This is a genomic window from Streptosporangium sp. NPDC049248 (assembly GCF_040678965.1).
Lineage (GTDB): Bacteria > Actinomycetota > Actinomycetes > Streptosporangiales > Streptosporangiaceae > Streptosporangium > Streptosporangium fukuiense.
This window is the reverse complement of record NZ_JBFAQY010000015.1, coordinates 131,987-156,984: the sequence shown is the minus strand read 5'-3', so window position 1 is coordinate 156,984 and position 24,998 is coordinate 131,987. Positions and strand designations below refer to the sequence as shown.

The 24,998-nt window shown below is 70.1% G+C and carries 23 protein-coding genes and 1 tRNA gene; 12 read left to right on the top strand and 12 right to left on the bottom strand.

The annotated features are described in order from the left end of the window. Positions 1 to 163: 163 nt before the first annotated feature. On the top strand, positions 164 to 2,422 hold the full coding sequence (locus AB0K21_RS25930) for a transglycosylase domain-containing protein (protein ID WP_364153917.1): 2,259 nt from the start codon (positions 164 to 166) through the stop codon (positions 2,420 to 2,422). Positions 2,423 to 2,656: 234 nt separating this feature from the next. Here the strand turns inward: AB0K21_RS25930 and AB0K21_RS25925 are convergent, their stop codons facing one another. Next, entirely contained in the window at positions 2,657 to 3,115 is a 459-nt protein-coding gene (locus tag AB0K21_RS25925) for a GatB/YqeY domain-containing protein (protein ID WP_343961717.1), read from the bottom strand. A gap of 80 nt (positions 3,116 to 3,195) precedes the next feature. On the opposite strand from AB0K21_RS25925, the gene AB0K21_RS25920 reads away from it, so the two are divergent. Beyond that, on the top strand, positions 3,196 to 4,119 hold the full coding sequence (locus AB0K21_RS25920) for a metallophosphoesterase (protein ID WP_343961715.1): 924 nt from the start codon (positions 3,196 to 3,198) through the stop codon (positions 4,117 to 4,119). Positions 4,120 to 4,154: 35 nt separating this feature from the next. Further along, positions 4,155 to 4,228: transfer RNA gene (locus AB0K21_RS25915), tRNA-Pro, on the top strand. An 86-nt stretch (positions 4,229 to 4,314) separates the two neighbouring features. Here AB0K21_RS25915 and AB0K21_RS25910 read toward each other — a convergent pair. Next, the gene (locus AB0K21_RS25910) at positions 4,315 to 5,298 is read right to left on the bottom strand and encodes a pyridoxal-phosphate dependent enzyme (RefSeq protein WP_364153913.1); all 984 of its coding nucleotides are present in this window, start codon (positions 5,296 to 5,298) and stop codon (positions 4,315 to 4,317) included. A gap of 253 nt (positions 5,299 to 5,551) precedes the next feature. On the opposite strand from AB0K21_RS25910, the gene modA reads away from it, so the two are divergent. The 5 genes from modA to AB0K21_RS25885 all read left to right on the top strand — a co-directional run bounded on the left by modA (position 5,552) and on the right by AB0K21_RS25885 (position 9,981). Continuing rightward, on the top strand, positions 5,552 to 6,346 hold the full coding sequence (gene modA / locus AB0K21_RS25905; protein WP_343961711.1) for a molybdate ABC transporter substrate-binding protein: 795 nt from the start codon (positions 5,552 to 5,554) through the stop codon (positions 6,344 to 6,346). Positions 6,347 to 6,447: 101 nt separating this feature from the next. Next, the gene (locus tag AB0K21_RS25900; RefSeq protein ID WP_364153909.1) at positions 6,448 to 6,708 is read left to right on the top strand and encodes a hypothetical protein; all 261 of its coding nucleotides are present in this window, start codon (positions 6,448 to 6,450) and stop codon (positions 6,706 to 6,708) included. 234 nt (positions 6,709 to 6,942) lie between these two features. Then, positions 6,943 to 7,386 carry a hypothetical protein gene (locus tag AB0K21_RS25895; protein ID WP_343961705.1) on the top strand — a complete coding sequence of 148 codons (444 nt, stop codon included), beginning with the start codon at positions 6,943 to 6,945 and terminating at the stop codon, positions 7,384 to 7,386. 109 nt (positions 7,387 to 7,495) lie between these two features. Next, positions 7,496 to 8,710, top strand: a complete 1,215-nt coding sequence (locus AB0K21_RS25890; protein WP_364153905.1) for a PLP-dependent cysteine synthase family protein — start codon at positions 7,496 to 7,498, stop codon at positions 8,708 to 8,710. Beyond that, a complete protein-coding gene (locus AB0K21_RS25885; RefSeq protein ID WP_343961701.1) occupies positions 8,707 to 9,981 on the top strand; it encodes an MFS transporter in 1,275 nt (424 codons plus the stop codon). Before AB0K21_RS25890 ends, AB0K21_RS25885 begins: the two co-directional genes overlap by 4 nt. Before the next feature lie 49 nt (positions 9,982 to 10,030). On the opposite strand, the gene AB0K21_RS25880 is transcribed toward AB0K21_RS25885, so the two are convergent. From AB0K21_RS25880 to AB0K21_RS25870, 3 genes are all read right to left on the bottom strand, one after another. Further along, positions 10,031 to 10,699 carry an isochorismatase family protein gene (locus tag AB0K21_RS25880; protein ID WP_343961699.1) on the bottom strand — a complete coding sequence of 223 codons (669 nt, stop codon included), beginning with the start codon at positions 10,697 to 10,699 and terminating at the stop codon, positions 10,031 to 10,033. Between the two features lie 42 nt (positions 10,700 to 10,741). Continuing rightward, positions 10,742 to 11,890, bottom strand: a complete 1,149-nt coding sequence (gene dhbC / locus AB0K21_RS25875) for an isochorismate synthase DhbC (RefSeq protein ID WP_364153901.1) — start codon at positions 11,888 to 11,890, stop codon at positions 10,742 to 10,744. Positions 11,891 to 12,007: 117 nt separating this feature from the next. After that, the gene (locus tag AB0K21_RS25870) at positions 12,008 to 12,769 is read right to left on the bottom strand and encodes a 2,3-dihydro-2,3-dihydroxybenzoate dehydrogenase (protein ID WP_364153898.1); all 762 of its coding nucleotides are present in this window, start codon (positions 12,767 to 12,769) and stop codon (positions 12,008 to 12,010) included. Between the two features lie 384 nt (positions 12,770 to 13,153). Here AB0K21_RS25870 and AB0K21_RS25865 point away from each other — a divergent pair, with 384 nt between their 5' ends. Next, on the top strand, positions 13,154 to 13,984 hold the full coding sequence (locus AB0K21_RS25865; protein WP_364153895.1) for a hypothetical protein: 831 nt from the start codon (positions 13,154 to 13,156) through the stop codon (positions 13,982 to 13,984). Between the two features lie 85 nt (positions 13,985 to 14,069). On the opposite strand, the gene AB0K21_RS25860 is transcribed toward AB0K21_RS25865, so the two are convergent. Together AB0K21_RS25860 and AB0K21_RS25855 are read right to left on the bottom strand one after the other, a co-directional pair. Continuing rightward, a complete protein-coding gene (locus AB0K21_RS25860; RefSeq protein WP_343961689.1) occupies positions 14,070 to 14,966 on the bottom strand; it encodes a DUF1996 domain-containing protein in 897 nt (298 codons plus the stop codon). A gap of 62 nt (positions 14,967 to 15,028) precedes the next feature. Further along, positions 15,029 to 16,747 (bottom strand): discoidin domain-containing protein, encoded by a 1,719-nt coding sequence (locus AB0K21_RS25855; RefSeq protein ID WP_343961687.1) that lies wholly within the window; start codon positions 16,745 to 16,747, stop codon positions 15,029 to 15,031. Positions 16,748 to 17,169: 422 nt separating this feature from the next. On the opposite strand from AB0K21_RS25855, the gene AB0K21_RS25850 reads away from it, so the two are divergent. Continuing rightward, complete coding sequence (locus AB0K21_RS25850; RefSeq protein WP_343961685.1) at positions 17,170 to 18,165, top strand: LacI family DNA-binding transcriptional regulator; 996 nt, start codon at positions 17,170 to 17,172, stop codon at positions 18,163 to 18,165. An 82-nt stretch (positions 18,166 to 18,247) separates the two neighbouring features. Here the strand turns inward: AB0K21_RS25850 and AB0K21_RS25845 are convergent, their stop codons facing one another. From AB0K21_RS25845 to AB0K21_RS25830, 4 genes are all read right to left on the bottom strand, one after another. Next, positions 18,248 to 19,534 carry an aminotransferase class I/II-fold pyridoxal phosphate-dependent enzyme gene (locus AB0K21_RS25845; RefSeq protein WP_343961683.1) on the bottom strand — a complete coding sequence of 429 codons (1,287 nt, stop codon included), beginning with the start codon at positions 19,532 to 19,534 and terminating at the stop codon, positions 18,248 to 18,250. Between the two features lie 156 nt (positions 19,535 to 19,690). Beyond that, a complete protein-coding gene (locus tag AB0K21_RS25840) occupies positions 19,691 to 20,413 on the bottom strand; it encodes an HNH endonuclease family protein (RefSeq protein WP_343961681.1) in 723 nt (240 codons plus the stop codon). 95 nt (positions 20,414 to 20,508) lie between these two features. After that, positions 20,509 to 21,177, bottom strand: coding sequence for a response regulator (locus tag AB0K21_RS25835; protein WP_343961679.1), 669 nt, complete (start codon positions 21,175 to 21,177; stop codon positions 20,509 to 20,511). A gap of 124 nt (positions 21,178 to 21,301) precedes the next feature. Next, positions 21,302 to 22,270, bottom strand: coding sequence for a magnesium transporter CorA family protein (locus AB0K21_RS25830; RefSeq protein ID WP_343961677.1), 969 nt, complete (start codon positions 22,268 to 22,270; stop codon positions 21,302 to 21,304). 264 nt (positions 22,271 to 22,534) lie between these two features. Here AB0K21_RS25830 and AB0K21_RS25825 point away from each other — a divergent pair, with 264 nt between their 5' ends. Continuing rightward, complete coding sequence (locus AB0K21_RS25825) at positions 22,535 to 23,026, top strand: hypothetical protein (RefSeq protein ID WP_343961675.1); 492 nt, start codon at positions 22,535 to 22,537, stop codon at positions 23,024 to 23,026. A gap of 12 nt (positions 23,027 to 23,038) precedes the next feature. Here the strand turns inward: AB0K21_RS25825 and AB0K21_RS25820 are convergent, their stop codons facing one another. Continuing rightward, complete coding sequence (locus tag AB0K21_RS25820) at positions 23,039 to 24,286, bottom strand: benzoate/H(+) symporter BenE family transporter (protein WP_343961673.1); 1,248 nt, start codon at positions 24,284 to 24,286, stop codon at positions 23,039 to 23,041. Positions 24,287 to 24,358: 72 nt separating this feature from the next. Here AB0K21_RS25820 and AB0K21_RS25815 point away from each other — a divergent pair, with 72 nt between their 5' ends. Then, positions 24,359 to 24,952: an XRE family transcriptional regulator gene (locus AB0K21_RS25815; protein ID WP_364153886.1), complete on the top strand. Its 594-nt coding sequence runs from the start codon at positions 24,359 to 24,361 to the stop codon at positions 24,950 to 24,952. Positions 24,953 to 24,998: the final 46 nt, after the last annotated feature.

Below are 24,998 nucleotides of genomic sequence, written 5' to 3'. Positions count from 1 at the left end.
GACGTTCGGGCCGACAGACCCCGGCGGGACCAATTTCTTACATGGTCATCCACGGCCATCTGGCCGGGAATGACTAGTCACCCACCTGCGATACAGCACGAAGTCATGGCAAAACAGGGTTCCGTTACCGTTTGCGTTATCCGTCCGACGTACCCTGGGTCTCGTGCAAGCTCAAGGCAAAGACCAGGGGTCGGCGGTCGGCAATGTGCTGAAGCTGCTCGGCGCGGCGGCTGTCACAGGTGTGCTCGTCGCCGCGGTGGCGCTCCCGGCGGTGGGTGGCGCGGGGATGACCGTGAACGCGGCGACGAACGAGCTGCGTCTTCTCCCCGAGGAACTCAAGGAACCTCCCCTCGCGGAGAAGACCACCCTGCTCGACGCGGACGGCAAGCAGTTCGCCCAGTTCTACTTCGAGAACCGCGAGTCGGTGAAGCTCGACCAGGTCGCCGACGTCATGAAGACGGCGATCGTGGCGATCGAGGACACCAGGTTCTACGAGCACGGGGCGATCGACCTGGAAGGCACCTTCCGCGCGGTGGTGAAAAACGTCTCGGGCGGCGGGGTCGTCCAGGGTGGCTCCTCCATCACGCAGCAGTACGTCAAGCTCGTGCTGGTCAACGCCGCGGAGACCAAGGAGGAGCAGGACGCCGCGATCGCGCCGACGCTCTCCCGCAAGCTCAACGAGCTGCGCTACGCGCTGGCGGTCGAGGAGAAGTACACCAAGTCGGAGATCCTCGAACGCTACCTGAACATCTCCTACTACGGTGCGGGAGCCTACGGCATCCAGGCCGCGTCCAGGCGCTTCTTCGACAAGCCCGCCTCCAAGCTGACCCTGTGGGAGGCGGCCACCCTGGCCGGAGCCGTGCAGAACCCGAGCGTCACCGACCCGGGGGCGGGAAAGGCCGCCCGCGCGCGGCTGCTTGAGCGGCGCAACATCGTGCTGAGCCGGATGGCCGAGCTCGGCAAGATCACAACGCAGGAAGCGGAAGAGGCCAAGAAGAAGAAGCTCGGTTTCAAGAACATCGCGGCCCCCGGCGGCTGCGAGGTGAGCGACTACCCCTACTTCTGCCTCTACGTCCAGCAGGAGATCGCCTCCAACGAGGACTTCGGCAAGACCCGCAAGCAGCGGGAGAGGCTGCTCCAGCGGGGCGGCCTGACGATCAAGACGACGCTCGACCCGAAGGCGCAGAAGGCCTCGGAGAAGGCGATCCGGCAGTTCGTCCACACCAGCGACAAGCCTGTCGCCTCGCAGGCGATGGTCGTCCCCGGCACCGGCGCCATCAAGGCGATGGCCGCCAGCCGGAAGTTCGGCGGGAACAAGAAGAAGAACGAGATCAGCTACAACCTGGTCGGCGACCGGCTGCACGGTGGCGGAGCGGGCTTCCAGGCCGGCTCCACGTTCAAGCCCTTCACCCTGCTGGCCGCCCTCGACAAGGGCATGAAGCTGAACGACGGTTTCAACACCGGCACCGGCTACCAGGCCCCCAGCCACAGCTCGTTCCGCGACTGCAAGGGCAACGCGGTCGGCGAGCCCGGTCACACCGTCACCAACTCCAGCGAGGGTCCCGGCGGTTTCAACACCCTGACCACCGGCACCCTGGGCTCGGTGAACACCTTCTTCATGCGCCTGTCGCAGGAGGTCGGCCTCTGCGACACGGTGAAGATGGCCAAGAACCTGGGCATCCAGCGCGCCGACGGCAACCCGCTGAAGGAGTTCGAGACCTTCACGCTCGGCATCAACGAGATGGACCCGGTGACCGTCTCCGCCGCCTACGCGACGATCGCCGCCCGCGGCACCTACTGCCGGCCGATGGTGATCACCGAGAGCACCGACCGCGAGGGCAAGAAGACGTCGTACAAGCCCAAGTGCAAGCAGGTCCTGGACGAGGAGGTCGCCGACGCGGCCACCCACATCATGTCCGGGGTCTTCACCAAGGGCACGATGAGCCAGGTCGGCGGCATCGGCCGCGACGCGGCCGGCAAGACCGGAACCACCGACGCCTACACCGCCGCCTGGTTCGCCGGGTTCACCCCCGATCTCGCCTCCGCGGTGAGCGTCGGCGACCCGCGCGGCGCCTTCGGGCACGACCTGATCGGCGTGACCATCGGCGGGCGCTACTACAGCTACGTGTACGGTGCCTCGATCGCCGGTCCGATCTGGAAGAACTCCATGATCAACGCGCTCAGGGGAGTCTCTCCGACCTCCTTCACCCCGGTGAACATGGAGCGCTTCGGCGGCTGCACCGGCAATCGGTGCGCGCCCAAGCCGCCGCCGAAGTCCGACCGGGGTGACGGCGGCGACCGGCGTGGCGGTGGCGGTGACCGTCGTGGCGGTGGGGGTGGCGGCGACGACCGGCCGCCCTCGCCGGACGAGGGCGGCCGGGAGGTCAACGGCGGCATCACGATCCCTCCGGTCATCCCCTAGGCCCTATTCCGTGGATCTTGCCGTGACGAGGATCGGTCAGGTGGTGTCTCGCAAGGCGGAGGAAGGAGCCGCGGCGTGCCGCGGTGACCGACGGCAACGCGGCGAGGCGCCGCCTGACCGACCGCGGTAGGCAAAGGATCCTCGGGACACCGGAGCCCTCCTCGCCGGCCCTTCGAAGGGCCGGCGAGGAGGGCTCTCGTCCTACCTGGAGGGGCGCCGCCATGACCTCCCGGGTCAGGAGGACGCGAGGCGCGCCCGTACGGCCTGTGCGACGCGACCACCCTCGGCGCGCCCGGCGACCTTCGGGTTCACGATCTTCATGACCTGGCCCATGGCCTGCGGCCCGGAAGCGCCGCTCTCGGCGACGGCCTCGTCCACGAGGACGGCGAGCTCCTCGTCGGAGAGCTGGGCGGGCAGGTAGGCCTCCAGCACGGCCTGCTCGTCGATCTCCGCCTGCGCCTGCTCCGCCCGGCCGGCACCGCTGAACGCCTCGGCCGCCTCCCGGCGCTTCTTGGCCTCCTTGGCGAGCACCTTGACGATCTCGTCGTCGCTGAGCTCGCGCGCCGCCTTACCCGAGACCTCCTCGACGTTCACGGCCGCGAGGGCCATGCGAATCGTGCGGGTGCGGATCTCGTCCCTGCTCTTCATGGAGGCCGTGAGATCGGCCTTCAGCTTGTCCTTCAATGCGCTCATGCGGTCCATCTTGCCGCCTCACCAGCCCCGCTGTATCCAGAGTTTCCGTCCGCAGGGCCGATCTCGGGCATGATGAGAAGGTGAGGAAAGCAGCCGCGGTGCCCCTGTCCCTGTTCGGTGTCGGCCTGGCCGGCCTCGCGTACGCCTCGATCGTCGAGCGTAACGCGTTCCGGCTGCGCCGCTTCGACGTGCCCGTTCTGGAGCCGGGACAGCGTCCGGTACGCATCCTGCACCTGTCCGACCTGCACCTCACCCCTGGCAGGCGGATGCTCATCGACTGGGTCCGCTCGCTCGGAGCCCTCCACCCGGACCTGGTGGTCAACACCGGCGACTCCATCGCGCACCCCGACGCGATCACGCCCCTGATGCATGCCCTGGAGCCCCTGCTGTCGCGTCCGGGGCTGTTCGTCTACGGCTCCAACGACATGTACGAGCCGAAGCCGAAGAACCCGCTGCGTTATCTCTGGCGCACCTCCAAGGCCGACTACGGCCAGAAGATCCCTACGCTTCCCTGGGAGGAACTGGGCGCCGCCATGGCCGCCGAGGGCTGGCTCGACATGAACAACACCACCGCCCGGGTCAAGGTCGGTGATCTTGACGTGGCGGTGGGCGGCATCCACGACTCCCACATCAACCGCGACCGCTACGACCTGATCGCCGGCCCCGCACCGGCCGAGGCCGACCTGCGGCTGGGGGTGATGCACTCGCCGGAGCCCCGCAACATGACCCGCTTCGCCGCCGACGGCTACCAGCTGCTGCTCGCCGGTCACACCCACGGCGGCCAGCTCTGCGTACCCTTCTACGGCGCCCTGGTCACCAACTGCGGCATCGACCGGGCCCGGGTCAAGGGCATGAGCCGCCACGACTCCGCCTACCTCCACGTCTCCGCCGGCCTCGGCACCAGCCCCTACGCTCCGGCCCGCTTCGCCTGCTACCCCGAGGCCAGCCTGCTGACCCTGGTGCCCCGCCGGCGCGGCGACGCAAGCATCCACGAAGTCCGCTAGACTTTCCCAAGCACGAGCAAGACCGGACGTGTGACCGGGGTGTGGCGCAGCTTGGTAGCGCGCTTCGTTCGGGACGAAGAGGCCGCAGGTTCAAATCCTGTCACCCCGACGTTGAGTGAAGTCCCGAGGTAGAGGGCCGTTCCTGAGAGATCAGGAACGGCCTTCTGCGTTACCGGGTGACCATCCGAGCAACTGTCAGGATCCGTGGACGGGAGCCGCACCGACCCAGCGGTGATAGGCGTCCACGTCGACGTTGCTGCCGCACACGATGGTGACCACGTGTCGGCCGGCGAAGCGGTCGCGGTCTTCGAGGATCGCCGCGATGCCGAGCGCGGCCGACGGTTCGACGACGAGGCCGGCGTGGTCGAGGAGCATCCGCATACCGGCGGTGATCGACGCCTCCTGGACCAGGACGGCGTCGTCGGCGACCAGGAGGAGGTCGTCGTCCAGGACGGCCGGGATGGGACACCGGCCGGCGACGCCGTCGGCGATGGTGTCGGTCGAGTCGGTGGTGACGACGCGGCGTTGGCGCCACGAGTGTGTCATCGCCGGTGCGCCCAGCGGCTGGACGCAGATCACCTCGACTTCGGACGCCAGTGCCTTCACCACATGACCCACACCGGTGGCCAGCGCCCCGCCGCCGAGAGCGATCAGGACGGCGTCGAACGACGGCACGGTGTCCACCAGTTCCAGGCCGATGGTCGCCGCGCCCTCACAGGTCTCGATGTCCAGGCTGTCTTCGACCAGCCGGATGCCGTCGTACCGCGCGATGGCCGCCGCCCGCTCGCGAGCCATGTCGAAGTCGCCGTCCACCAGCTCCAACCTGGCGTCCAACGCGCGGATGCGATCAAGCTTGGCCGCGGGCGCGAAGCGAGATGCCACGACGGTGACGTCGAGCCCCCGGCCGCGACCGGACCAGGCGAGGGCTTGACCAAGGTTGCCCGCGCTGGCGCACACCACGGCTCGCCGACCATTGTCGGCGAGCAGGCTCGCGACCAGCTCGGTGCCGCGGGCCTTGAAGCTGCGGACCGGGTTCGCCGTTTCGAGTTTGATGCTCACCGTGCACCCGAGGTCGGGCTCCAGCGCCTCGCAGCGGTACAGCGGAGTGTCGAGGAAAATCGGGTCGATCACCCGGCGAGCCGCCCGGATCCGAGCAGTGTCGAGGCGCGTCTCCTGCATGACACGGCAGCGTAGTGCCACCGGCACTGTTCCGTTCCGGGGAACGTCCGGCGACCGGAGACAGGAACGGACCCACGAGAGACACGCGAGCTGCGAGCACAACCGACTGCTTGCCGCAGGTGCGATGAGATAACGGAGACCTCTTTATTGGTTGCCATGGGTACTGCCTCTTGAAGCCTGAATATGCGAAGGTATCGTGATTGTCGGTGGCGACGTTCTGGGTCGGCACGGCGAAGTCAGTGAGGAGCCCTCGTTGTTCAGGCGTCTTTCCAGGTGGGCTGTCGCGGCCCCCATCGCGCTGGCGCTGGCCGCCGGCCTGTCCGGCTGCGGTGCCGGCGATCCGGCCACCTCCGCCTCCTCCGGCGAGTCGTCCGGAGACGGGGCCACGACCCTGACCGTGTTCGCCGCCGCCTCGCTGACCGGCACGTTCACCGAGCTGGGCAGGACCTTCGAGGCCGCGCACCCGGGCACGACCGTGCGGTTCAACTTCGGTTCCAGCGCCACCCTGGCCCAGCAGATCGTCGAGGGCGCCCCGGCCGACGTCTTCGCCGCCGCCAGCCCGGCCACGATGAAGACCGTCACCGACGCCTCCCTGGCCGGCACCCCGGTCACCTTCGTGCGCAACGTCCTCCAGATCGCCGTACCCGCCGACAATCCCGCCAAGGTCGACGGTCTGAGCGACCTGGCCGACCCGAAGGTCAAGGTCGCCCTCTGCGCCGAGCAGGTGCCGTGCGGTGCGGCGGCGGTCAAGGCGCTGGACGCGGCCGGACTGAAGGTCACACCGGTCACCCTGGAACAGGACGTCAAGGCCACTCTGGCCAAGGTCTCACTCGGCGAGGTCGACGCCGCCCTGGTCTACAGGACGGACGTCATCTCCTCCGGCGGCAAGGTCTCGGGCATCGACTTCCCCGAGGCGGAGAAGGCGATCAACGACTATCCGATCGCCACCCTGTCCAAGGCCCCCGAGGCGGCCAGGCGGTTCGTCGATCTGGTGCTGTCGCAGCAGGGCGAGGACGTGCTGACCAAGGCCGGCTTCCAAGCCCCCTGACCCCCGATGACGCGATCCGCGACCCCGGCGGGCCGGAACGGCGCACACTGCCGCCCCGGCCCGCCCGGCCGCCCGTCAGGAGGTACGGCAGGGGGTACGGCATGAGCGGCGACCAGCCCCGTAACGCCATCTGCCTGGGCGGCCCCTGCCACGGCATGCTCACCCACATCGACCAGGACATCGGCACCCTCACCGTGCCCGTCCCGCGCCGCTCGCCCGAAGAGCCCGAGGGCACGGCCCGCTACCGCATCACCCGCGAACGGGTGCACCATCCCTGCCGCACCGAGCCGTTCATCGCCCTGCACTGGGCCGATCCCCCCGAACCGGCCGGCCTGCCCTGCCCCTGCGGCCTCAGGCACTAGACGCGCCGCTCCGCCGGCGCGCCTTCGCGCCCCCGGCCGATGCACCGGCGTATCACCCGGACACGGCTCCCGTTCGTGCGCACAGCGCGGGTCTCGTGGCCGGTCGCAGCGTGGAGCACTCGACATTGGAGCGGCCGGTGCCGGCATGGTTTCCAGCGCTCATAGGAGCCTTTAAGAGCATAAAGTAACCCCCCGCAGTCAGATGACAGCAAGCAGTAATGTACGTTTGTGGTCATGATCGCATCGATGCGGCGGGTCGCACGGCACGGAGGCGTCGCCTTCGCGCTAGGGCTCGTCGTACTCGGTGCCGCAGTGTTGATGCACCTGACACTGTGTGTGGTGGCCCCCGTCCACCGGGGCCATCATCGCGCCCCCGGGCCGACCGTCGAGGTAGGCGCCACCGGGCTTCTCACCCTGATCGGCGCGGGGACGCCGGCGGAGCACCTACCGTGCCCGGTGCCGCCCGTCGACGAAGACCACCACCTGTGCGGCGCGGCGGCCGGAGCGCAGATCACCGGCACGCGCGTCCTGGTGCCGTCCGGACCGGTCCTCGGCGACCCGGCGGTGGTCGAGGATGCCGCGACACCTTCACCGCCGCCCGCGCGGCGTCGCGCGCAACCGGTCCGTCCGCCCCCCGGGGCCGCGTTACTTCTTCTCAAATCCGTTTCCCGCATATAGCCCGCCCCTCGGGCCGCCAACGACTCCACGCTCCCGCTGAGCGGTATGAGCCGTCGTTCGCGCACGCCCGTCAGCGAGCCGATCACATCGCATCCAGGGGAAACGGATCATGATATATACACTTAGTTCATCGCAGATCACTGCGAGTTCGCCGCAGATCGCCACCGCCTCGCTCAGCCAGTTGATCACCGGAGCCACCTGCCACGCCCCCGAGCACGTGGTCGGCAACACCCCGGTGCTCTGGGTTCCGGAGATCGCCTCGGGGCAGGGGCGTGGATTCTGGGCGAAGCTGGAGGGCAACAATCCCGGAGGGATCAAGGACCGCTCCGCCCTCTACATCGTCGAGCGGGCACGCGAGCGCGGCCTGCTGCGACCCGGGGCACCCATCGTGGAGTCCACCAGCGGGACCTTCGGCCTGGGCCTGGCGCTGGCCGGCATCGTCGGCGGCCACCCGGTGACACTGGTGACCGACCCGGGCATGGAGCCGCTGATGCGCCGGCTGCTGGCCGCCTACGGAGCACGTGTCGTCGTCGTCGGCGAACCGCACCCGGTGGGCGGCTGGCAGCAGGCTCGCCGCCGGCGCGTGCTGGAGTTGCTCGACGAGCACCCGGGCGCCTACTGCCCGGACCAGTACAACAACCCCGACAACGTCACCGCCTACACGGGGCTGGCCATGGAACTGGCCGGCCAGCTCGGGCGGATCGACGTCCTGGTGTGCAGCGTGGGCACCGGCGGTCACAGCGCCGGGGTCTCCCGCGCGCTACGGCGCTTCTATCCCGACCTCCGGCTCGTCGGCGTCGACACGATCGGCTCGACCATCTTCGGCCAGCCCGCGCGCTCGCGGCTCATGCGCGGCCTGGGCAGCAGCATCTACCCGCGCAACGTGGCATACGAGGCGTTCGGCGAGGTCCACTGGGTCGCGCCCGCCGAAGCGGTCTGGGCCTGCCGGCGCCTGGCCGCGCTGCGGTACGCCACCGGCGGATGGAGCGTCGGCGCGGTGGCCCTGGTGGCCTCCTGGCTGGCCCGCACGCTGCCCGGCCACACCCGAATAGCGGCGATCTTCCCCGACGGCCCGCACCGCTACTTCGACACCGTGTTCAACGACGACTACTGCACCGAACGGGGTCTGCTCGGCACACCCGCGGCGACCGACCCCGACGAGATCGTCCATCCCGCCGAGCGCGAGCTGACCCGCTGGACCCGGTGTACGACCGTGCTCGACCCCACCGTCCCGGGACACGGCGGCGCGGGAACACCCGCCTCTCCGGAAGGCGGCGCGACCGCCGGGAGGACACCCTCCGAAGACGAAGAGGTCCGGCGGTGAGAAGCACCCTGGCCCTGGCCCGCTCCTTCGACCGGCCGGTGAGACTGCTACTGGTCAACCAGCTCACCATCAACGTCGGCTTCTACATGCTGATGCCCTACCTGGCCGGTCACCTGTCGGGAGCGCTGGCGCTGCCGGCAGCACTGGTCGGCCTGATCCTGGGCATCCGCAACCTCAGCCAGCAGGGCATGTTCCTGGTCGGCGGCACCCTCGCCGACCGGCTCGGCCACAAACCCATGATCGTCGCAGGGTGCGGGCTGCGCACCCTCGCGTTCCTGATGCTGGCCGTGGCCGACTCGCTGCCCATGCTGGTCACCGCCTCGGCCCTGACCGGGTTCGCCGGCGCACTGTTCAACCCCGCCGTGCGGGCCTACCTCGCCCAGGAGGCCGGGGCGCGGAAGGTCGAGGCGTTCGCCGCGTTCAACGCCTTCTACCAGCTCGGCATCCTGATCGGGCCGCTCGTCGGCCTGCTGCTCAACGCGGTGGCCTTCAGGCTCGTCTGCCTGGTCGCAGGCGTGATGTTCGCCGTGCTCACCGTCGCCCAGACGCGGGCCCTGCCGAAAGGCGACCGCCCGCGGGCCGAGGAGAGACGGAGCGTGCTGCTCGACTGGCGCGAGGTGTTCGGCAACCGACCCTTCCTGCTCTTCTCGCTGGCCATGATCGGCTCGTACGTGCTGAACTTCCAGGTCTATCTGGGCCTACCACTGGAGATCCGCCGGGTGACGGGTGGCGAGCTGGGGGTCACCCTCGTCTTCGTGGTCTCCGCGGTGCTGACCATCGTCGGTCAGGCCCGCCTGACCGCGTGGGCGACCCGGCGGTGGCGACCGCCGCAGGCCATCGCCAGAGGTCTGGTCCTGATGGGGCTCGCCTTCGTCCCGGTGGCCCTGGCCGCCCCCTGGGCGGGCAGCGCCGGCACGTCCGGCGGCGCCGCCGGGGTGCTCGTGCTGCTCCCCGTCCTGGGGACGGCGGCGCTGCTCAGCCTGGCCACCATGATCATCTACCCGTTCGAGATGGCGACCATCGCCGTCTTCGGCGGTCGGCACATGGTGGGTACCTACTACGGGCTCTACAGCACCCTGGCCGGGATCGGCATCGCCGCGGGCAACCTGCTCACCGGGTGGGCGCTGGATCTGGGCACGCGGGCGGGTCTGCCGAGCCTGCCGTGGCTGGCCCTGGTGCTGATCGGCCTTGGCTGCGCCGCGGCCGTGGTCGCCCTGGATCGATCGGGGCGCCTGGCGGCCTCATCGCGGGCCGCTCCGGCGACGGCGTGACGCGCCTCAGCGGCGCCCCGGCCTCGCGAAAGCGGGTTCCCGCGGCCGGCTAGCCGCCACCGGCCGTCTCGGTGGCCTGCGGCGCGGGGTCCCACCCGCGCAACAGGCCACCGGTGACGGCCGTGACCGCGCAGCGCTGGGCGGCGTAGGCGAGGGCCATGGTGTGGTGTTCCCGGGAGAAGTCGGCGACGGCATCGGCCACCAGGAATGCCTGCAGGTCCTGCATGAAGGCGTCGCAGGCGGTCATGAGGCAGCCGATGTGGGCGTAGACACCGCAGACGATGATCTGGTCGCGACCCATGGCGTCCATCCGGGTGCGCAGGTCGGTCCTGCGGAAGGCGCTGTAACGCCACTTGGTGAGCAGGATGTCGGACGCCGCGGGGAGAAGGCTCGCGACGATCTCGCTCTCCTGCGAACCGGGGATGCCCGAGCCCCAGAAGTCCTGGAGCAGGCCGCGCTCGTGGCTGCTCTGGCCGCCGGGCTGCATCGAGTAGACGACCGGAACCCCCAGCCCGGCGCAGGCCTCGCGCAGCAGACCGATGTTGTCGATGAGCCCGGTCAGCGGTGCGGCGCCGACGGCGAAGGGGGCGAGGAAGTAGTTCTGCATGTCATGGACCAGCAGGATGGCGCGGCGCGGATCAGGGCGCCAGGCCACCTGGTTCTCGGGAAGATCGCCTTCTTTTGGCAGCGGGTAGGAGGCGATCTGGGGAAGGGCCACGGGTGCTGTCTCCTTTCCTGTGTCAGTGGGCCGGACGGTGGGTCAGCGGTCCTGGTCCAAGCCGACGGCGCGGAGCATGGTCTGGAACTTGGCGGTGGTCTCGGCGAGCTCGGTCTCCGGCACCGAGCCGGCGACGATTCCCGCACCGGCGAACAGCCTCAGGGTCTGGTCGGCGACCTCGGCACAGCGGATGGTCACGACCCATTCGCCGTCGCCCGCCGAGTCCCCCCACCCGACCAGGCCGGCGTACAGGCCGCGGTCGAACGGCTCGATCTCCTCGATGGCCTGGCGTGCGGCGCTCGCGGGGGTGCCGCAGACGGCGGGGGTGGGATGCAGCATGGTGGCCAGCTCCAGCGACGTGACCGCGGGGTCGTCGAGCACGCCGGTGATCCGGGTCGACAGATGCCACATGGAGGCGGTGGACAGCGGTGAGGGCCCGGCGGGCACCGAGAGTTCCCTGCAGTACGGGCGCAGGAGCTCCACGATGCTCTCGATCACCAGCGCGTGCTCGCGGAGATCCTTGTCGGAGGTGAGCAGGGCGCGGGCCCTCTCTGCGTCGATGACGGGGTCAGGGTGACGGGGTACGGACCCGGCCAGCGGGTTCGTGGTGATCCGGCGCCCGGAACGGGAGACGAGCAGCTCGGGGCTGGCCCCCAGGAGCGTGCGGGCCGTGGCGGTGCTCGACGGCAGGTCCACCGCGTAACCGTAGGCCTGCGGGTCGCGCCGGACGAGGTTGCGCAGCACACGCCCGACGTCGACGGGGGCGCCCAGGGTGACGTCCAGGGCGCGGGCCAGCACGATCTTCTTGAGCTCTCCGGCGGTCAGTTTGGCCAGTGCCTTCTCCACGCCGCGCAGGTAGTCACCGGGGTCGGGGACCGGGCCGAATCCGGTGAACGTGCCGGTGACCTGCTCGGGGCCGACCGGTGGGCCGGCCGGTGGGCTCGTCCAGCAGACGGCGGCGGGCACCAGCAGGCGTGGCGGGCGGTCGTCGCGGAAGGGGATCGCGCCCACCACCACGGGGTTGGGGTGACCCGAGTTCTTGGCGTCCCGCAGGGCGGAGGCGACACGGTCTCGCAGGCTCATCGCCCCCGAATCGGAGACCTCCTGGCACACCCCCCTGGCGAGCAGGGTCCGGGTCGGCGAGGTGAAGAAGAAGGTGCCGGGTTCGTAATCCTCCAGGAGGTCCGGCATTCGGGACATGGTGAGGGCGTCGTTCGGCGACATGGGAAAAGCTCTCCTGTCAGGAGGGGATCCAGGAATAGGAGGGATCAGCGCCGGCGGGCGGCCGGTGCTGGGAGAGGACTGCCGCTACCGGAGCGTGGCGCCCCCGTCGACGTACAGGTCCTGCATGGTGATGTGCCTGGCGCGGTCGGAGGCCAGGAAGAGGACCGCGTTCGCGATGTCCTCCGGGTCGGCCAGGCGGCCGAGGGGGATGCCCACCCGGAAGGTGGCCGGCGATCCTTCGATGGCCGCCCGCGCGTCGTGGCCGCCGGTCCACAGGGCGCGCTGCATGGGGGTGTCGGTGGAACCGGGCGACACCACGTTGCAGCGGATGCCGTACGGCGCCAACTCCAGGCCGAGGCACTTGGTGAACTGCGCGGCCGCCGCCTTGGAGGCCGCGTAGGCCGACATGTTCATCCGCGGCACGCCCGCGGCGTTGGAACCCACGGTGACGATCGCCCCGGATCTACGGGGGATCATCCGGCGGGCGACCGCCCGGGACAGGTGGAAGACCCCGCCGGTGTTGACGGCGAAGGTCCGGGCCCAGTCGTCGTCGCTGAGGGCGACGGCCGATCCCGAGCAGAGCACTCCGGCCACGTTGACGAGCAACTCGATCGGGCCGAGGTCGGCCTCGACCCTCGCGACGACGTCGTCGACGGCGGCGCTGTCGGTGACCTGGCAGGGGTAGGCGACCGCGGTGCCGAGCCCGGCGGCGACCCGCTCGACCCGCTCGGCGTTCACGTCGAGCGCGGCGACCCACGTGCCCGCCGCCGTCAGGGCTCGCGCCACCGCCTCGCCGATGCCCTGTGCCGCACCGGTGACCACGGCCACTCCACCTTCCGCCAGCATGTCCCCACCTTCGTCGGTCTCTCGCCGGTAGGCAGGCTAGTGCCATCACTTTAAGTTGCGCAGCAAAAACTTATAGTTACTTTTCACAGATCAGGTGGACATCACGGAGGTTGGTACGAACACTCCTGACCGCCAGGCGTGACGACGCACGAGGAGCGCGGGGACCGGAGCGGTGCCGATTCCGGGGGCTTTCGCATGGATGACCGAGGGGATGACGCGTTTGTCTCTTAGCAGTGTTGCGTCAATCGTTACGGCTTATGATCACTCTTCATGACAAGCCAGGATATTTCTGAGCAACCTGTGTATATTCCCCCTATTTCGCAAGACACTCCTCCAACAGATCCGGCAGATCCAGCAGAGGAGAACAGCGGCGGCGTCCTGGAGATGATCGAGCGCATCGGCTCGGTCATCGTCCCGATCGGCGTCGCGCTCTACGCCGTGCTCTACCTCGGCGTTCAGTCGATGTACTCGGTGTTCCAGATCACCCCGGAGCAGGCGGGGATCGACCAGTCGGTCCTGCTCGGCCGGCTGATGGGCACCCTGATCCTGCTGCTGCTGGTCGCCCTGCCGGCGCTCGGCGTCATCGTCGGGCTGGGCTGGCTGGCCGACAAGGTGACCTTCGGCACGGTCGGCAGGCTCGTGAACGCCGTACGGCGGCGGCCCTGGCTGATCGCCGCGATCGCCGCGCTGTGGTGCGGTGCGACCTACTGGGGCCTGCTCGACGTCTTCGGCGACACCGACCTCGCCGTCAAGGTCGTCGTGGCCGTGGGGCTGGGCGTACTGGCCTTCCTGGTGCCGTTCCGGCTGCTGCGCCGCAAGCCCGTCGGCCGCGCCGGGATGAAGGTGCTCGTCGGCGCCCTCACCGGCCTCGGCCTGGGATTCCTGCTGATCATGCAGATGACCCTGGGGGCGATCGAGGTACAGGAGACGGGAAAGGCCAACGAGCTCATCACCTACGTCGGCTTCCAGGACCAATGGGCCGTTCTCCGGAGCGCCGAGAACGACAAGCCGCTCTACGACAGCCGGTGGATGATGCTGCTCGGCGAGAGCAACGGCGCGTACGTCCTCTACGACTGCGACAGGTTCGAGACCATCCGTCGCTCCATGGACAAGACCATCCTCGAATCCATCCAGCTCGAACCGGAGCGCGAGGCGGGTTTCAAGTGCGGCACTCTCGCCGAGGAGGCGCAGACGGCTGAGGCCACGGGCCAGTAGGCACGATGGGGACACCCGCGTCGCCGGTCCGATCGGCCCCGCCCGGCCCCGGTGGCGGGCCCCGGTGGCGGGGCCCGCACCGGTGTCAGGACGGCGTGCCGTCCGCGCCGCACTTGATGATCGGGCGGATGCAGTCGCGCAGGCGGCGCTCCATCTCGGCCGGGGGCCAGGCGTTGAAGAAGTCGCCGTGCATCGTGTATCCGCGCCCGGACGCCAGCCGCAGCTGTGCCGGGTCACCGCTGACCGGGTACCTCAGCACCTGGCGTAGCTTCGGCACCGGAACCGGGTGCGAGGCGGGACAGGCACCGCCCACCGGGTAGGCCATGTGGCTCTTGTGGTCGGCCGAGTCCAGGTCCCTGCCGTTCCAGCACTGCGGGAAGTCCAGGTAGGACTCCAGCATGGTGCCCGCCGGGCAGTTGACGAAGTCCTTGGCGGCCCCCACGTGCCCGGCGTGCAGGCACGACCAGCGCGCGTTGCCGCTGGGATCGTCGATCCCGGTCGCCTTGGCGTTGCCCGCGACGATCCGCAGGCCCAGGGGCAGCGGCTGGGTCCGCGCGATGATGTCGTCGCGGACGCCCTCCCCCAGGTAGTAGAACGTGGTGCCGGTGGGTTCCACCGGGGTGTTGCCCTTGTAGAGGGTCGGCACCCAGTACGACGACAGGTCGACGCGCGGGTTGCAGTTGCTCGGGGAGCTCTGCAGGGACGCCAGCGTCGTGTGGGCGTTGGTGGCGGTGCTGCCGAAGAAGCTGTGCATGTGCGACGCGCCGGGAAGTCCGGGGAAGACGATCGGGTCGTCGGGCAGGCGGTGGCTGAACGGGCAGTCGGCGAGGAACTCCGCCACCCGGACGACCGCCGCGGACGAGCCGGCGGCCTGCGGGGTGTGCAGGACGAGGGACGTGCCCAGGAGCGCCAGCAGTGTGGTCATCAGGGTCAGCGGGCGTAGCCGGCGTCGGAGGCCGGCCGGGGAGAGTACCGGGTGCATGGGTGACTCCTTCGGGAGGTCCCCGGTACCGCTCGCGCGAGCCGTACCGGGGTGCGGTGGAGTTACTGGTAGACGCGTACGTAGTCGACGAGCATCTGCTTGGGGAGACCCGTGCTCGCGTCCGGCGGGCCTGGCCAGTCGCCGCCGACCGCGAGGTTGAGGATGATGTAGAAGGGGTGATCGAAGACCCACGGGCCCCGCGTCGCCTCGACCTGGTCCTTGCTGACGGTGAGGACGGTCCGGCCGTCCAGGGTGTAGACGATGCCCTTGCTGTCCCAGTTGGCCGCCCAGACGTGGAAGTCGTCGGAGAAGTCCGCGCCTGTCGGCAGCGTGTACGGGCTGCCGACACCGCCGCCGCCGTTGTAGGCGGGTGCGTGGACCGTCGAGTAGGCGGTCTTGACGTCCTTGCCGAGGACTTCCAGGATGTCGATCTCGCCGTTGTACGGCCACGGCCTGCCGGTGAGGAAGTCGGCGCCCATCATCCAGAACGCCGGCCACAGGCCGTTTCCCTTCGGGACCTTGACGCGGGCCTCGACCCGGCCGTAGGTGAAGGTGAACCTGCCGCCGGTGTTGATCCGGCCCGAGGTGTACTGGCAGGTCCCGCCCGGGCACACCGACCCGGGGGTGGCCTCCTGCCGTGCCGTGATGGCGAGGTTGCCGTTGCCGTCCATGGCGGTGTTGTTGGGGTTGTAGTACTCCAGCTCGTTGTTCGGGCCGGTTCCCGGGTCCTGGGTCCACTTGGCCGCGTCGGGTCTGGTCCCCGCCGCGCCGTTGAACTCGTCACTCCAGACGAGCCTTGGCGGGTCGGCCGGGTCGGGCGGGAGCGGCGGCGGGGTGATGGGGGCGCCGCCGGTGCCCCAGACCTGGAACTCCCACAGCGAGTAGCCGTACGGGGTGCCCCGCTGGGTGCCGTACATCCGCACGTAACGGCCGGTCCCGTCGACGTTCAGCGTCTGCTTGAAGCCGGCGCCGGACGTCGTGGAGTAGATCGGCGTCCAGGTGGTCCCGTTCGCGGAGACCTGGATCTCGAACGCCTTGGCGTAGGCCGGATCCCACTGCAGCACGACCTTCTTGATCTGCGCGGTCGCGCCGAGGTCGACGGAGATCCAGGCCGGGTCGACCCAGCCGGTGGTGGAACTGGTCGCCCAGCGGGAGGCCGGGTCGCGGTCGAACGCCCTGGCCGGGACGCACTCCCAGCAGTTCCCGTCGTGCTGGGAACTGGAGGCCGCACCCGGCCTGCCGTAGGACAGCAGCTTGAGCGCGCCCGGGTCGGGGTCCGGGCCGGTGGAACCGATGGTGCCGTAGACCTGGAACTCCCACAGCGAGTAGCCGTACTGGGTGGAGCGCTGGGTGCCGTACATCCGCACGTAACGGCCGGATCCGTTGACCGCCAGCGTCTGGTCGCCGCCGGTGCCGGTGGTCGTGGAGTAGATCGGCGTCCAGGTGGTGCCGTTGGGGGAGGTCTGGATCTCGAAGGCCCTGCCGTAGGCGGTCTCCCACTTCAACGACACCTGCGTGATGGTCGCGGTGGCGCCGAGGTCGACCTGGATCCACTGCGGATCGGCGAACCCGCTGGACCAGCGGGTGCCCGCGTCGCCGTCGACGGCCGCCGACGCGGGGAAGGCCACGTTCTCCGCGGACGAGGCGGTCACCGTCCTGCCCTGGGACAGCAGGGTGTCGGCGGCGGAGGCGGGTCTGACGGCGAGACAGGATGTGACGAGGGTGACGGCCGCGGCGATCATCAGGGCCACCCGGCGGCCGGGACTTCGAAGCGAGGGCATGGCGTCTCCTCGGGGCGGGGGGTGCGTACCGGTACGGTTCGGGGAGCGCTCTCTCAAGCAGAGAGTGCTCTCGTCCGACAGGGCCTGTCAAGTATCCGTTCAGCCAGCAGGAAACGGGCTGCGCATGATCCGGAACCGACCACATGATTCAGGGAACGCTCCCGCAAAACCGTTTGTATCGTTACACGACGCTGTGAGCTGCGATTAAGAGGATCTTTTCCTGGGAGCGTTTTCTCGGATTCCTCCGCAGGCCCGCGGGAGGGGGAATCCGATTCCGTTCGCGTCATTGACAGAAATCTCACCCCTCATCACCCTTTGTGAGGGAGCGCTCTCTTCATGATCCTCGATTAGGCTTCTTGGAGGTGGCACCGCACGTTCCGGCACCACCGGTCGGTCGGCGGTACGGACTGTGGGAGAGGCACATGAGACGACCCACCCTGGAGGCTGTCGCCACCCGGGCCGGCGTGTCCAAGTCGACGGTCTCCAGGGTGGTGAACGGCGAGCCGACCGTCGCCTCGGACATCCGCGATCTGGTCATGCGGGCGGTGAACGAGCTGGGCTACGTCCCCAACCCGGCGGCGCGCAGCCTGGTGACCCGGCGTACCGACTCCATCGCGGTGATCGTCTCCGACCCGCCGGCCGGGCTCGTCTCCGACGACCCGATGTTCTCCACGGTCGTGCGCGCGGCCAGCCGCGAGTTCGAGGCGGCGGGCAAGCAGGTGGTGCTCATGCTCGCGGGCTCGGATGACGCCCGCGTGCGGGCCAGGCAGTTCGTGGCCGCCCGGCACGTGGACGCGGTCATGCTCGTGTCGATGCACGGCGCCGACCCGCTGCCGGCCGCGCTCGCCACGACGGGCGTCCCGCTCGTCTCACACGGCAGGCCCGCCTTTTGGGGAGCCGCGCCCTGGGTCGACAACGACAACGTCGGCGGCGCCGCCCAGGCGGTGCGGCACCTGCTGGAACGAGGGCGGCGCAGGATCGCCACCATCAGCGGGCCGCTGGACATGTCCGCGGCCCAGGACCGACTGGGCGCCTACCGCGAGGTGCTGAGCGAGACCGGGCGGCGCTCGATCGTGGCCATCGGCGACTTCACCCGGATCTCCGGAGCCGAGGCCATGGCGCAGCTGCTGGAGGACGACCCCGCGCTGGACGCGGTGTTCGCCGCCAACGACCTGATGGCGATCGGCGCCATGCGGGCGCTGCGCCGGGCGGGCCGGCGGGTGCCCGACGACGTGGCGGTGGTGGGGTTCGACGACATCGAGGCGGCACTCTACACCGACCCCCCGCTCACCACGGTGCGCAGCCCGATGGGCGAGCAGGCCGCCGCCTCCGCCCGCCTGCTGCTCGGCCTGCTACGAGGCGAGGACGCCGCCCCGGTGATCCTCCCGACCCAGCTCGTGGTCAGGGAGTCCAGCTAGCCGCCGGGAATCGAAGGAGTTCTCGCGAACGCGGTGCGACGTTCGTCGGCATCACCGCCGGACGCGGAATCCGCCTCGACTCCTAGCGGGCTCCGGCCAGGAGCTTCTCGGTGGCGACGAGGCGCACGCAGGTGGTCAGGCCCAGGATGGCCGACTCCAGTTCCTCCGGCTCGGGGTAGGTGGGGGCGATGCGGATGGTGCTGTCGCGGGGGTCGTTCCCGTACGGGTGGGTGGCGCCCGCGGGGGTCAGCGCGATGCCCGCCTCACCGGCCCGCCTCACCACCTCGCGCGCGCAGCCCTCCAGCACGTCCAGGCTGATGAAGTAGCCGCCCGAGGGGGTGGACCAGGTCGCCAGGCCGGTGCCGCCCAGTTCCTTGGCGAGGATCGCCTCGACCACGTCGAACTTCGGCCGGAGCAGCTCCCGGTGCCGGCGCATGTGCTCGGCCAGGCCGTCGGCGTCGCGGAGGAACTCCACGTGGCGGAGGTGGTTGATCTTGTCAGGGCCGATGGTGCGCTTGGCGGTGTGTCCGAGCAGCCAGGCCACGTTGGCCGGGGAAGAGCCGAAGAAGGAGACGCCGGAACCGGCGAAGGTGACCTTCGAGGTGGAGCCGAAGACGAAGACGCGGTCGGGGTTGCCGCTCTCCGCGCACAGCGCCAGGATGTCGGCGATCTCCGCCGGGGTGTCGGTGAGGTGGTGCACGGCGTAGGCGTTGTCCCAGAAGATCCGGAAGTCCGGGGCCGCGGCCGGCATGGCGGCCAGCCTCCGCACCGTCTCGTCGCCGTAGGAGACGCCGCTGGGATTGCTGTACTTGGGCACACACCAGATGCCCTTGACCTGGGGGTCTTCCCGCACGAGACGCTCCACGACGTCCATGTCCGGACCCTCGGCGTTCATCGGCACACCGATCAGCTCGATGCCGAACCGCTCGCACAGGGCGAAGTGGCGGTCGTAACCGGGAACCGGGCACAGAAAAGCGACCCGCGGCTCGTCGGCCCAGCGGCGCTCGGCGCCGGGCAGCGTGCCGAGCAGGGCGTGCACTATCGAGTCGTGCATCAGCGAGAGGCTGGAGTTGTCCGCGGCGACGAGCTGGGCGGCGGGCACCTGCAGGGGCCCGCTGAAGATCTCCCGGAGCTCGGCCAGGCCCTGGAGGCCGCCGTAGTTCCGGCAGTCGGTGCCGTCCGCGGCGGTGTGGCCGCCGGGCAGGTCCAGCAGGGCCTCGGAGAGGTCGAGCTGGCGCGCCGACGGCTTGCCGCGCGTGAGGTCGAGGGAGAGACCGCGCCGCACCAGTGCGTCGTAGTCCCGCTGGGCGGCGTCCCGCTGGGCGGTCAGCTCGTCGATGGTCAGTGCCGAGAGTGCCGGAGAGGTCACGGGAGTGTTCCTTCGCCTGCTGGTCGGGATCGGCTCCAGAGGCGGCCGGCGACCGGCTGGAAAGACGGTGAAGGGACGGCTCCGAAGGTGACCGGTGTCGGTTCCAAAGGATAGAAGATCTCACCGCGCGACCGCTTCCGATCGGTCCACCGGAGGTCACCGGCACTGGGCGAGCATGACCCTCTTGTCGGCACGGGTGACCGGCAGGTGGTACTTCAGGGCCACCTGGGCGAAACGGACCACGTAGGCGCAGCGGACCCCGCGCCTGGGGGGAAGCCAGGAGGCCGGCCCCGATCCGCCCTTGGCCTCGTTGGCGTCCCCGTACACCGGGAGGAGATTGAGCGGGTCGTTGGCGATGCGCATCCGCTTGGACCGCGACCAGCGGGAGGCCCCCATCCGCCACTCGTAGGAGAGCGGGACCACGTGGTCGACCTGGATCTCGTCGGAGCGCTTCTTGCTCCAGTGCACGATCCGGCCGGTGTAGGGATCGCGCAGCCGCATGGAGACGACCACGCAGCCGGATCCGCGACGGTAGCGCACCTCCTCGCCGTCGCGGGCCAGCAGGTCGTCGCGGGTACGGCAGCCGTTGCGCGCGTACGGCACGCCACTGGCGGTGTCGGCCCAGTTCGCACCGAACCTGGCCCGGCTGTAACCGGCCTTCGACCCCATCCGCCCGACCCGGAGCCCGCTGATCAACCTGACCGCGGCGCTCCGGTCACCGGCCGACCTGACGGGTGCCAGCCCGGGTCGCAGACCGTCCGGGTTGTCCAGTGGCACGACCCTCGCCGGCGCGGCCCTCGCACGCGTGTCGTCGTGCGTCGACAGTGAGAAGAGCATCGCGGCGCCCAGCACCACGGCGACCACCCCCCGCGCGCCCACCCGTGCCTCCAGAAGGATCTACCGGCCCATTCTTGACCGATTCCCGGGAATCGGTTGGTTGACACGGGAGTGTCCGCGGGTTGAGACCCGGCCGGTCAGGGCTGGAAGCGGTAGCCCATGCCCGGCTCGGTGAGCAGATGGACCGGGTGTGCGGGATCGCGCTCCAGTTTCTTGCGCATCTGGGCCATGTACTGACGCAGGTAGTTGGTCTCCTTGTGGTAGGAGGAGCCCCAGACGTCGTTCAGCAGGCGGCGCTGGGTGATGAGCTTGCCGGGGTTGCGGACCAGTATCTCCAGCAGGCGCCACTCGGTGGGGGTCAGCCGCACGCCACCCGAGACGGTCCTGCCCGCCAGATCCACCTCGTGCTCACCGATCACGCACCGGGCCGGCTCCTCCTCGGGAACCGAGACGCGGCGCGACACCGCGCGGATCCGGGCGAGCAGCTCGTCGACGCCGAACGGCTTGGTGACGTAGTCGTCCGCGCCCGCGTCCAGGGCCTCCACCTTGTCACGGCCCTCGGCCCGGCCGGACAGCACGATGATCGGGACGGCGGTCCAGCCGCGCAACCCGTGGATGACGTCCACCCCGTCCATGTCGGGCAGGCCGAGGTCGAGCACCACCAGGTCGGGGTGCCAATCCGCGGCCTGGCGCAGGGCGGCGGCGCCGTCGGCGGCCACGGCCACCTCGTACCGGCGGGCGACCAGGTTGATCCTCAGCGCCCGCAGGAGCTGAGGCTCGTCATCGACGACGAGGATGCGCGTCACGGGTCCTCCACGGTTGCGGGCACAGCCGGGGAGAGGCACAGCGTGGTCTCCGGCGGCCGGTCCCCTCCCCGAAGCCAGGTTACGGCCGGCCGAATATCCGGAGTGGGCACGGGGTCCGGCCGGATCAGAGCCAGTTACGCTTCTGGAACGCCCGGTAGAGCAGGATGGTGCCCACGACGATCAGGGCCGTGGACACCCAGAACCCGACCGGCTGCCCGAAGCCGGGGTAGGGCACGTTCTGCCCGTAGAAGCCGGTGATCATCGTGGGTACCGCGATGATGGCCGCCCAGCTTGTGATCTTCTTCATGATGTCGTTGAGCCGGAATCCCTGCTGGTTCACCTGGGCCTCGCGGATGTTGCCCACCAGATCCCGCAGCGACTCGCTCCACTCCGCGGTGCGCAGTGTGTGGTCGTAGACGTCCTGGTAGTACGGGGTCAGCCCACGGTCCATGATGTCCTCGCCCCTGCGCAGCAGGCTGCCCACGACCTCGCGCGTCGGCACCGCCAGCCGCCGGAGGCGCACCAGCTTCTTGTGCGTGTCGAAGGTCCGGCGCTGGACGTGCTGCATGTCCCGGGAGTTGTTCTGGAAGAGGTCGTCCTCCAGTTCCTCGACCCGGTCGTCCACCACCTGGAGAACCTCGAAGTGGCCGTCCACGATGTGGTCGAGCAGGGCGTGCAGCAGATACGGTGCCCCGAACTTGGCCATGTCGGCGTTGGCGTCCCAGCGCCTGATCACCTCGTCGATGTCGAACTCGGAGCTCTCCCTCACGGTGACCAGGGCGTTCCTGGTCATGAAGATCGAGATCTCGATGAAGTCGAGCTCATCCTCCGCGAGCCTCGTCGCGTAGACGGTGATGAACAGGTGGCTGTCGTAGGTGTCGAGCTTGGGGCGCTGCTGACTGTGGATCGCGTCCTCGACGGCAAGGGGGTGGAGGCCCAACTCCTCGCTGATCTTCGCCAGGTCCGCCTGCGTGGGCGAGCAGAGGTCGAACCAGACGACGGCCGAGGTGTCCCCCACGTGCTCGGAGACGTCGTCGATGGGAAAACCCTCGGCTTCCAGAACCCCGTTGCGGTACAGGCGGGTACGGTCCATGGGCGCCCACCCTAGACCTGCGTTGACGGACCTGGAATCCCCGTCGGATCCACATCTTCAGACCTCATCCCGGCCGGGGGAACCGGATCTCCCGTCCCCCGGTGGTGACGGCGCCGACGCCGTGGCGTCTTCCGGCGGCCGATCCGCCGCATTCCCCGGCGGCCACGGGGATTCGAATGAATAATCCCGCGCGCCCGGGGCAGCAGTGCATACCACAACAGCCGAAGCCTGAGGTGAGGTCACATGATAGTGCTGGGACTTCTCTTGATCGTACTCGCGGGTGCGACCGTGATCGCGGTCTCCTGGGACGAGACCGCAGCATCGACCACCACCGCGACGTTCACCATGTTCGACCGCGTGATCCAGCTCACCCAGCTGGAGCTCTTCTTCGCGGGTGTGGCCACCGGAGCGGTTCTCCTGCTCGGCCTGGGAATCATGTTCGCCGGGATGCGGCGCTCGTCCGCGCACCGGCGCAGGCTCCGTGCCTCGCGCGCGGAGGCTCGTGACCGTGTCACCCGCCTGGAGGAGGAGAAGCGGGAACTGGAGCGCAAGCTCGAAGCGACCCCCGCCGCTGCCAAGACTCCCCCGGCTCCCGCCACTCCCACGGCTCCTGCGACTCCCGTGGTCGACCGTGACCGTGACGGCGTCGACGACCGCGCCGAGGACACCGCGCCCCACCCCCGGGTCGAGGTGCCCCGCCAGCCCTCCACCGACCAGCTCGTGGCCGGTCGCCACGGGCGCTCGGACCACCGCTAGTCACGTCTCCCCTCAGCCGGGGCGGCCCGCGGGCCGCTTCGGCTGAGGCGTGTCCGGACCGCCGTCGCCACCGCCGACGTTCGCCATGGCCGCGGCCGGCGGGGTTCGGGGGGACCTCCCGCGGCGGTGCAGCAGCGTCATGAGCCCGCCGGCCACGAGTCCCCAGAAGGCGGCGCCGACTCCCAGAAGCGTCAGCCCCGAGGCGGTGACCACGAAGGTGACGATCGCGGCCTCCCTGCCCCCGGGGTCGGCGACCGCGGAGGTGACGGCCGAGGCGAACGCGCCGAGCAGGGCGAGACCGGCGACGGCCTCGATGAGCGACGACGGGGAGAGCAGGGCGAGCGCCGTGGCCGGTCCCGAGCCGATCCCGAGGAGGATCATCGAAGCGCCCGCGCTGACCGAGGCGATCCACCGGCGGGCCGGGTCGGGGTCGCCGTCGGGCCCGGCGGCCAGGGCGGCGCTGATCGCCGCCAGGTTCACCGCGTGGCCGCCCAGTGGAGCGCCCAGTGTGCTCGCCAGACCGGTGGAGACGAGGATCCCCCGCAGCGGGGGGCGGTAGCCGTACCCGGCGAGGACCGCCATGCCCGGCACGTTCTGCGAGGCCATGGTGACCAGGAAAAGCGGGAGCGCGATGCTGACCAGCGCCTGGGCGTTCCAGGACGGGACGGTCACCTCCACTACCGGCCGCACGTCCACCGCTCCCGGCCCCGACCCGGTCAGGGCGATCGCCGCGACGGCGACGAGGAGGGCCACCGGGGTCGCCCATCCTCGGGCGAACCTGCTCAGCAACGCCCAGGCGAGAACGGCGGGGCCCGCCATCAGCGGTACCTCGGCGAGCGCCCTGACCGGCGCCACGCACAGGTCGAGCAGGACCCCGGCGAGCATGGCACCGGCGATCGGGGTGGGGATGGACGCGATCCATCGGCCCAGGGTGGGGAAGAGCCCGGCCGCGGTGAGGAGGAGCCCCGAGACCGCGAACGCGCCGACCGCGACGGGGAACCCGCCCTCCACGGTGCCGGTCGCGACCAGTAGCGCCGCCCCGGGCGTGGACCAGGCGATGACGATCGGGACCCGCCGCCGCACTCCCAGCCAGACGGCCAGCACGCCGCTGGCCACGCAGAGCGCGAGCAGCCCTGACGCCGCCTGTCGCTGGTCGGCGCCCACCGCCCTGAGCCCGGCCAGGACCACGGCGAAGGAGCCGGCGAAACCGACCACCGCGGTCACCGCCCCGGCCAGCACGGGTTGAAGCAGGCGTGTCATCTGTCGGTCCTCACACGAGGGGGTGCTGATCGTTCCGTAAACGGAACAAGTCTGGTGCTGCACGATAGCCCCATGGACTCCGAAGCACAACGCCCCCGCCCCGCCGTGGACGGCGACATGGCCGACATCGGGCGGCGGATCCGCCGACTGCGCGAAGAGCGCGGTATCTCCCTGTCCGCCCTCGCCCGCGACGCCGGTGTCGGCAAGGCCACGCTCTCCGGCCTGGAGAACGGCACCCGCAACCCCACGCTGGAAACCCTCTGGGCGATCACCGCAGAGCTCGGCGTCCCCATCACCGCGGCCTTCGCCGCCTCGACGCCGGAGGGCCCGGCCACCGTCCCCGGCGGGAGCGACCACCGGGTCTTCCACGGGACAGCGACGGAGGGGACGCTGCTCCAGGTCTTCGAGGACGCGGAGGTCACCTACGAGCTCTACCGGCTGGTGATCCGCACCGGGACGCCACAGGTCTCGCCGGCGCACCACGAGGGCGTCACCGAGCACGTGACCGTCTTCGCCGGCACGCTCAGCGCGGGACCGGCCGACGCCCCCCTGCGGGCCGGTCCCGGCGAGCACATCTCCTGGCGCTCGGACGTTCCGCACAGCTACGCCGCCCTCGGCGACCAGGATGTCCAGGCCGGCCTGCTCATCCGCTACCCGCGCCGCTGATCCCGCGGCCCGCGCGACCTCCGCCGACGTTCGGCGACCCACTCAA

Coding starts and splice junctions, on each gene's coding strand:
- AB0K21_RS25925 (WP_343961717.1), bottom strand. CDS start 3,115: ATGAGCGCATTGAAGGACAAGCTGAAGGCCGATCTCACGGCCTCCATG.
- AB0K21_RS25910 (WP_364153913.1), bottom strand. CDS start 5,298: ATGCAGGAGACGCGCCTCGACACTGCTCGGATCCGGGCGGCTCGCCGG.
- AB0K21_RS25900 (WP_364153909.1), top strand. CDS start 6,448: ATGAGCGGCGACCAGCCCCGTAACGCCATCTGCCTGGGCGGCCCCTGC.
- AB0K21_RS25895 (WP_343961705.1), top strand. CDS start 6,943: ATGATCGCATCGATGCGGCGGGTCGCACGGCACGGAGGCGTCGCCTTC.
- AB0K21_RS25890 (WP_364153905.1), top strand. CDS start 7,496: ATGATATATACACTTAGTTCATCGCAGATCACTGCGAGTTCGCCGCAG.
- dhbC (WP_364153901.1), bottom strand. CDS start 11,890: ATGCCGGACCTCCTGGAGGATTACGAACCCGGCACCTTCTTCTTCACC.
- AB0K21_RS25870 (WP_364153898.1), bottom strand. CDS start 12,769: ATGCTGGCGGAAGGTGGAGTGGCCGTGGTCACCGGTGCGGCACAGGGC.
- AB0K21_RS25865 (WP_364153895.1), top strand. CDS start 13,154: ATGATCGAGCGCATCGGCTCGGTCATCGTCCCGATCGGCGTCGCGCTC.
- AB0K21_RS25860 (WP_343961689.1), bottom strand. CDS start 14,966: ATGCACCCGGTACTCTCCCCGGCCGGCCTCCGACGCCGGCTACGCCCG.
- AB0K21_RS25855 (WP_343961687.1), bottom strand. CDS start 16,747: ATGCCCTCGCTTCGAAGTCCCGGCCGCCGGGTGGCCCTGATGATCGCC.
- AB0K21_RS25850 (WP_343961685.1), top strand. CDS start 17,170: ATGAGACGACCCACCCTGGAGGCTGTCGCCACCCGGGCCGGCGTGTCC.
- AB0K21_RS25830 (WP_343961677.1), bottom strand. CDS start 22,270: ATGGACCGTACCCGCCTGTACCGCAACGGGGTTCTGGAAGCCGAGGGT.
- AB0K21_RS25820 (WP_343961673.1), bottom strand. CDS start 24,286: ATGACACGCCTGCTTCAACCCGTGCTGGCCGGGGCGGTGACCGCGGTG.
- AB0K21_RS25815 (WP_364153886.1), top strand. CDS start 24,359: ATGGACTCCGAAGCACAACGCCCCCGCCCCGCCGTGGACGGCGACATG.